This is a genomic window from Deltaproteobacteria bacterium CG11_big_fil_rev_8_21_14_0_20_42_23, assembly GCA_002796345.1.
Classification (GTDB): domain Bacteria; phylum UBA10199; class UBA10199; order 2-02-FULL-44-16; family 2-02-FULL-44-16; genus 1-14-0-20-42-23.
In genome coordinates this window covers 1-7,089 of record PCXC01000043.1, presented here as the reverse complement: position 1 = coordinate 7,089, position 7,089 = coordinate 1, and the positions used below count along the sequence as shown (strand labels likewise).

At 39.4% G+C, this 7,089-nt stretch carries 7 protein-coding genes; 4 read left to right on the top strand and 3 right to left on the bottom strand.

All coding sequences use genetic code 11. From position 1 onward, the window contains the following. Positions 1-200: 200 nt before the first annotated feature. Both COV43_05875 and COV43_05870 read left to right on the top strand, forming a co-directional pair. Positions 201-1,094 carry a hypothetical protein gene (locus COV43_05875; protein ID PIR25356.1) on the top strand — a complete coding sequence of 298 codons (894 nt, stop codon included), beginning with the start codon at positions 201-203 and terminating at the stop codon, positions 1,092-1,094. Further along, complete coding sequence (locus COV43_05870) at positions 1,091-1,924, top strand: hypothetical protein (GenBank protein ID PIR25355.1); 834 nt, start codon at positions 1,091-1,093, stop codon at positions 1,922-1,924. Before COV43_05875 ends, COV43_05870 begins: the two co-directional genes overlap by 4 nt. Positions 1,925-2,121: 197 nt before the next feature. On the opposite strand, the gene COV43_05865 is transcribed toward COV43_05870, so the two are convergent. Both COV43_05865 and COV43_05860 read right to left on the bottom strand, forming a co-directional pair. Continuing rightward, positions 2,122-2,976 carry a hypothetical protein gene (locus COV43_05865; protein PIR25354.1) on the bottom strand — a complete coding sequence of 285 codons (855 nt, stop codon included), beginning with the start codon at positions 2,974-2,976 and terminating at the stop codon, positions 2,122-2,124. Then, on the bottom strand, positions 2,973-3,224 hold the full coding sequence (locus COV43_05860) for a transcriptional regulator (protein PIR25353.1): 252 nt from the start codon (positions 3,222-3,224) through the stop codon (positions 2,973-2,975). Before COV43_05860 ends, COV43_05865 begins: the two co-directional genes overlap by 4 nt. Positions 3,225-3,301: 77 nt before the next feature. Between COV43_05860 and COV43_05855 the strand changes: the two genes are divergently transcribed. Beyond that, entirely contained in the window at positions 3,302-4,192 is an 891-nt protein-coding gene (locus COV43_05855; protein ID PIR25352.1) for a DNA methyltransferase, read from the top strand. A 384-nt stretch (positions 4,193-4,576) separates the two neighbouring features. Further along, on the top strand, positions 4,577-4,852 hold the full coding sequence (locus COV43_05850) for a hypothetical protein (GenBank protein PIR25351.1): 276 nt from the start codon (positions 4,577-4,579) through the stop codon (positions 4,850-4,852). A gap of 275 nt (positions 4,853-5,127) precedes the next feature. On the opposite strand, the gene COV43_05845 is transcribed toward COV43_05850, so the two are convergent. After that, positions 5,128-7,089: hypothetical protein (locus COV43_05845; protein ID PIR25350.1), on the bottom strand; the 1,962-nt coding region annotated here is incomplete at its 5' end.

The window sequence follows — 7,089 nt, the reverse complement described above, 5'->3', positions numbered from 1 at the left end:
ATAGAGACAAGTTATAGAGAGGTTCATGTATTTTCGAATTATTAAAGGTGTGAACTTATTGTTCCCTTAAGGCCCCATACTTGGGGCCTTTTTACTGTGATCGCTGAATTAATAATAGTATAAGATATAATGTGTTCATATATTATATCTTAAAAATGATTTTTAGTCAAGCCCTTGACAGGGCTAAGCGCATATGATATATGTGTAAACACATATATCATATGCATAAAACTCTTCAAAATCAATTTCGAGACTTCTTTTATTCTCCAGTTTCAGCATATCACTTGCCTCAGAAGCTGAAAGAGTTTGAAAATTATTATGGCGTTCTAAGGAAAAGAAAGGACTTTTTGCTTGAAAAGAGGTTCCTACATTTGTTTCATATCACTGATGCGGCAGGGAAAAAGAAAACCCTTTATTCATCTCAACAGAAGCTCACTACTCACCAAATAGCCCAAGCTTTATTTCCTCGAGCTTATTTCTGTGATTTAACAGCTGTTTTTTACCATAATTTGACAAATCAAGTTCCTACGACGATGTATGTGGCGCAGGAGGGGAAGGGAAGAAAAGTTGATCTTCCGAAAGAAAAGAAAAAAGCACACTTGACGGATCACCAAATATTCCAGGCTTTCATAAAGCAGCATCGCTATACCAGGAAAGTTTTTTCCTTCCAAAAGGAAAGGATAGTGTTTACAGAGCGCGTGTGGAGGGAGGAGGTGGGGATAGAACCTGTTAAGGTGCAAAAGCATTTTTCCCATGGGGAAAGGATAACGTCCTTAGAAAGAACCCTTATTGATGTGTGTGTGGCTCCTCAATATTGCGGTGGGATCCTCAATGTCCTAGATTACTATCGTATAGCAGGGGAGAGGCAGCTCAAGGTGAAAAGATTTCTCGACATTTATGACGCTTTGGCCTTTGTTTATCCGTATTGGCAGGCTATAGGGTTTGTCTGTGATGTTGTAGGTTTGAACAGCCTTTCCAGGGCGCTTCAGAAGAAGTTTTCGGCTAAAAACAAATTTTACCTCGACCATGAAGCAAAAACTTCCTGGAGGTTTAATGAAAAATGGAAGCTCTATTATCCTGAAGGAATTGTATAGTGCACATTCAAGGTTTTATTGAACAGATTGTTGTTTCCCTTTTTGAAGACAAAGAACTTTCCAAATTGTTGGTGTTAAAGGGAGGAACCGCACTACATCTCTTAGAGGGGATTGATTCAAGGCTTTCTACAGACATCGATTTTTCGTCACGAAAGCTCATCGAAGAACACGGCAAGTTTTTTCAACGGGTTGAAAAAGTGTTGAAGCGTTCTTTTCAAAAAGACTACGAGCTTTTTGACTTCCAGTACCAAAAGAAACCTAAAACAAAACGCAAGCAGCCTGATTGGTGGTTTGGGTGGTTGTGTGAGTTTAAATTAAGTCCTCTCGCCCATAAATCTTATCCCCTTGAACGCAAGAGAAGAGAGGCTTTCATTCCTGAAGGTGTTACTTCAAGTATTTTTAGCATCGAAATTAGTGAGCATGAATATTGTGGGGATCTGCAAAAGAAGATTCGAAAGGGAGTTAGCATTAATGGATATAGCAGAGCTCTGCTTATGGTTGAAAAGATAAGGGCGCTCTGCCAACAACATGCCGATTACCCTTACGCGAAAACGCGAAGTCGAACACGAGATTTTGTGGATATATACCACCTTACTCAAAGAATAGATGATGACTTTCTTGCAGAGTGCAGAGAACTTTTAGCTCCTGTGTTTCAGGCAAAAGAAGTATCGATTACATTACTTGATGCTTTTTGGGATGAAAATTTTTTAGAGTTACAAAAACGAGGGTACCAGCAAGTGCTAGATACGCTCAAAGAAAAAGCACATCCTTTCGAAACCTATGTTGAGAATCTTCGTTATATTGTTGCCTTGTTGAGAGGTAATAAATGATGTTCTCAAGATTTCTCTTAGCCCAAAAGGAGTAGTCCTTCGGGGTTTTTTTCTGGAAAAATGATGTTCGGTATATTTTCTTCTACAACAGCAAAATAGAGAGTGAATTGTACTGTAATTGCTCAGAGAACTCTGTCTTTTAGTGCGAGATGGGTTTTGCGAAGGTCAGTTTTACACATATTCCTTAGGTAGATTTGCTAAACTTTGTGCAGTGTATTTTTAACACACCATTCTCTGACTAAGATAGGTAACCGTTCAAGAACCTCCTGACCAAAAATAATTTCGTCAACATAACCCATATGCATTATATCAATTAATCTGCAAAGATAAGACTTTCCGCATGTCCACCATGTGAAATAATCATCTACAAAAAGATAGTGAAGTACCTTAATGCGTTCAGACTTTTCCAATTCATCTAATTCAAGACCATCTAAAAGAGTTTCATATACGCCATCCGCAACTCTGCTTCCAAAAGTTTTAGTGTAATAGTATTCCTTAATTTCCCAAATTGCTATTGGGTTAATTGCTGATGGAAAAGCTCCGTCTACTCGGCGAGCCATAGTTCTGATCGGTTCGTTGTTTAATACAATTGTTGTTAATTGTCGTGGGTCGTAGTTAACAGGGCAACTTTGAGAATGTTGTTCTATTAATATGTTTACTATACCTGTTAAGAAAGCAGGTTTTTTCTTATCTCCCTTTTGTTTATTCATTGGCAGAGGGCATTTTGGGTTTAAAGTTGATTTGAGCCCTTCAAAAACCTCTTCAGCTTTTGTTTTATCCATTAGGTGGTTTCTGACGTTTGTATTCAGAACATCAGCTCTAAATGTGAAGTAATCGACAAGCAGTTGGCCAAGTGGACTAGGTTTTTTATTTTCATCTATAATATGCTGGGTGGCTAAGCCAAGCCTAGACATGCCTTCGCTTATTTGACTAATCGAATGTGTTCTTACATCACCTGTACCTCGGATTGTATATCCTAACGATTGAGAGAGGCTGCGTACATGAGCCCAAAAACTAAGTGGCAAGTTGTTGAATTGTGGATTTGGTATCATTGGTTTTTTAATTTTCTGAGTTCTTTTTCAAATTTTTTTACAAACACATCTAATTTTATGCCTAAAGCCATGCAGAAGTTTCTTAATTCCAGGAAATCCATCTGTCTGTCTCCACTCTCGTTCTTACTAATGATTGATTGGGTGACATTTAGTATATGAGCCAGTGTTTCTTGGTTTAAATGTCTTATTACACGCTCATCCCGAATCATTTTTATAAAGAGAAGTTTTTCTTTATGCATTCTAGACATTGTTGTTCTCTTATTCTAAAATCGAATTCAAGGCTAAATATTTGACATTTATTCCACTTTAGAATATTGATCATTATATGCAACAAACCCAATTATTCTCAGAAAAGAAAATAGTTCTTCAAGATAAGGTAGTGCCTTTTAAAACTCAATTTTTAAAGTGGGTTGGCAATAAACAACGTTTTGCACACGAAATTATTTCTTACTTCCCAGATAATTTTAAAAACTATTATGAACCTTTTATAGGGAGTGGAGCTGTTCTTGGTACCCTAGCCCCTAAGAAGGGTTTTGCGGGTGATCTTCTAAAGCCGCTTGCCGAGCTGTGGGATACATTAAGTAAAAATCCCCAAATAGTAATAGATTGGTATAAATCAAATTTTCAATTAATAGATGAGTTTGGAAAAATAAAAGCATTCGAAAAAATTCGTGACTCCTATAATCAAAACCCAAACCCTAAAGACTTGTTATTTATTTCGCGATCTTGCTACGGTGGCGTCCTTAGATTTAGAAAAGCTGATGGTGCGATAAGCACACCCTGTGGAGTACACGATCCAATATCTCCATTATCTTTTGAAATGAGAGCAAACCTTTGGAATAATAGAATTAAAAATGTTGAGGTGTATCATGCCGATTTTGAAGTTCTCTTTGATCAGGCAAAAAGAGGAGATGTAATTTATTGCGATCCTCCTTATGTTCACAGTCAGACTATTTTGTATGGCGCACAAAGTTTTTCTTTAGAAAGATTATTCACTGCTATTGAAAAGGCAACAAGTAAAGGAATATTTATTTTACTTTCTATTGATGGGACTAAAAAGTCGGGCTTAGAAGTGTGTGATATTGAAATCCCTAAAAAATTATTTAAGCGTTGTGAATATGTGAATTGTGGTCGATCAATGCTTCGACGCTTTCAATTGAAGGATAAAACTTTGGAGTCAGAAGTTGTTTCAGATAGGTTATTGTTAAATTGGTAGAAAGAAGTACTGCTGAATTATATGGTCTTCTCAAACCAAAGCTACCAATTTCCCCTAACAACAAAATTCACACTCATCACCGCTGAGAGACCGTTTCTAACATAAGTGATAAATTGTATATGTAAAGTGCGATTGCAAAATCGGATTTGGAAAGAGAGATGTTTTTCATGATTGTTTTCTTTTTCGGATTTTGGGAAAGTTAAGAGGATTTCATCTTTATTGCAATAACTCTATGCGAGAGGGTTTTGAGTGAAGCTATACAAGTACATGCGTCATAGAGATGCCCTTGATTTGCTTCAAAATGACAGATTATATATAAATACGCTGTATAACTGTCGAAAGATAGAGGAAGAACAGCTCAGAGATGAAGAGGAAGGGATTAAAATGTCCCATGCCGGAAATTTTTTTGCAACAGGTCCGAATGAAATTCCTGTCCAAATAAGAAGTGCCATACAAAATGGTGAAGGAGCAACTTTTAATTGTCGTGGTACCATAACGGTAAAACAGCGCAGCCTGGATTGTCATATTTTTTGTGCATCAAGGTCAAAAAATTTTGCAGGCTTGCTTCAACGGTTTTCTTGTTACGATGTGTGCGTTGAAATTTGCGATGCGGAAGGTTTTTTTTTCTTCAATAAGTGCTTTGGAAAACAGAGAGTTTGATAAGGCTATTTTTCGGGATTGTAAATATAATAGGCAGAATTTCACGTCAGAAAACTGGGATGAGACTGATCCCATTTTTTTAAAACCTAAGAGTTTTGAAATTGAAGAGGAAGTTCGTTGCGTATGGCTTCCACAAATCACAACCAGAAAGGTGGAAAGCATAGAGCCTTTTGTTGGTTATTTCCCTGGTGTCTCAAAATTTTGTTCACTGATATATCCAGAAGTAATTTAACATAAGATTTGTTATGCGACATCATTTAAAATAAAGAAAGATTCTACTGAAGGCACACGTCGGTTGGATTAAAGCGAAGAATGTGTTGGTTCCCGATATCCCCCGCTGAAAGATACACAAGTCCACTTTGGTCAAGAGCGATGGCGGTTGAATTTGATCCTATGTTTGTTGAGCAGGTAACGCTATTTCGCTCAAGGTCAAACATTATAACTTTATTCTGAGTTCCGCTGAGAACAAGTTGAGTTCCTCTTAATTTCATTGCTGCAATGTTGCCCTCAAGGTGAGCTGACAGATCAAAGGACTGAATATTCGGGTTGTCAGGATTACTTTGAAGGTCAATTTTAAGAAGTGTTGTGCCATTTGCAGCTGCGAGAAAAAGAAATCGGTTGTCCTCCGTCACCGCAACTGCGCGTGAATTTTGAAGATCCTGTCCACCTAAGTCAAAAATCTGATCACGAACTACAGTTTCCCCATTAAGAGACATTGTAACAATAGAAGCATTTTCTTCATTATTCCCAAGGTGCACGGCGGCAAGCGTTGTATCATCTACGTTTACAACGGAAATAAGATTTTTCCGGGTGGTTCTAATGGGAAAAGAAATACCTGTGGTGATGATGCTACCGTTTGCATTGTGTTCAAGAGGAATAATGAGAGAAGTTTGACCACTTCGTAAACCGACATAAAGCTGTTCATTGATGAAGGCTGCTCCAGCATGAGAGTCTGGACGAATTCGAAGTGTCCCCCCTCCCGAACTAATTGTGATTTCTGGAAGAGCTGTTTCATCTTTAAGGCGAGATGCTTCAGGATTGCCATCGCGATCAATAGTGACAAGGCTTGGAAGTCCAAGATGACTTTGTTGAAGAACCATCATCCAGCCATTTTCAAGAGAGGCTCCGATGTTCAGAAGTTGAAATGGATGCATTTCATGTTGAATGCCTTCTGCATCTTCATGCAGTGGTGAAAAGGATGTAACGACATGGCAAGTGGCTTCCCCTTCCCCAGAACATTCAAAAACGGTGTTGTTTCCAAAGTCACAAACACCCAAGAGGCTTTCGGTATTTTGATTTGCTACCATTTTTAAATCAACGACTTGGCAGCCACTTTCCAAAAAAGCAAAAGTGACGAATGAGTCATTTACCAGATCACAGGCGTCACCAAGTGCATCTCCATCTTGATTTTCCTGCCCTGCATTTGCAATAGATGGGCAGTTATCATTTTCATCGAGAATGCCATCATCATCAGAATCTTCTACAACTGGAGCAGCATCAATCGCTGTATCGGGTTCTGCATCTACACTCATGTCTGGAAGACCGGCATCTGCTTCAGCATCTACGCCATCATCGGGAAGGCTCATATCAACTTCAGCATCAACTGTGGCATCAATAGACATATCAGCTTCTGCATCAACACCTGCATCTGGTACTATCACTCTCCCCAGATCTTCAGCTGCATCAATGGCAGCATCACGCGGGGCGGTGTCTGGTGTTTCAAATGCGTCTGCAGCATCAGCTTCTTTTGCATCTGGCATAGCGTCTGGAATACTGGCATCTTCAATGAGAGCAGCATCAATCGCTGCATCAGGAATGATGACATCAACGCCAGCATCAACATGAATATCCGAAGCTTCACCATCAACTTCTTTCGGTCTCATATCAGGGGCCGCATCAACACCGGCATCTTTTTTACCTTCGGCATCCGGCGACACGCCCATATCAAGGATAGCTTCTGCATCGGGCTCTGCGTCTGGCTTGCCTGCGAATTGACCGCCAGCTCCAGGAACGCCACCCATGCCACCATTTCCGCCCGTGCCAGGATCTTTTCCACCCTCTCCACCTTGCATGGTGTTGCTGTCAGCTTTTGAACCATCGTCACAAGCAGAAAGAAAAAGTGAGCCTAAGGCAATCACACCAACCACAATGGTGATGGGCTCGAGAGGAGAAATTCCTTTTAGGCTATAGCTTGATACAGCATGAGGAAGATTGCTTGAAACAGAAAGTGCTGGCGA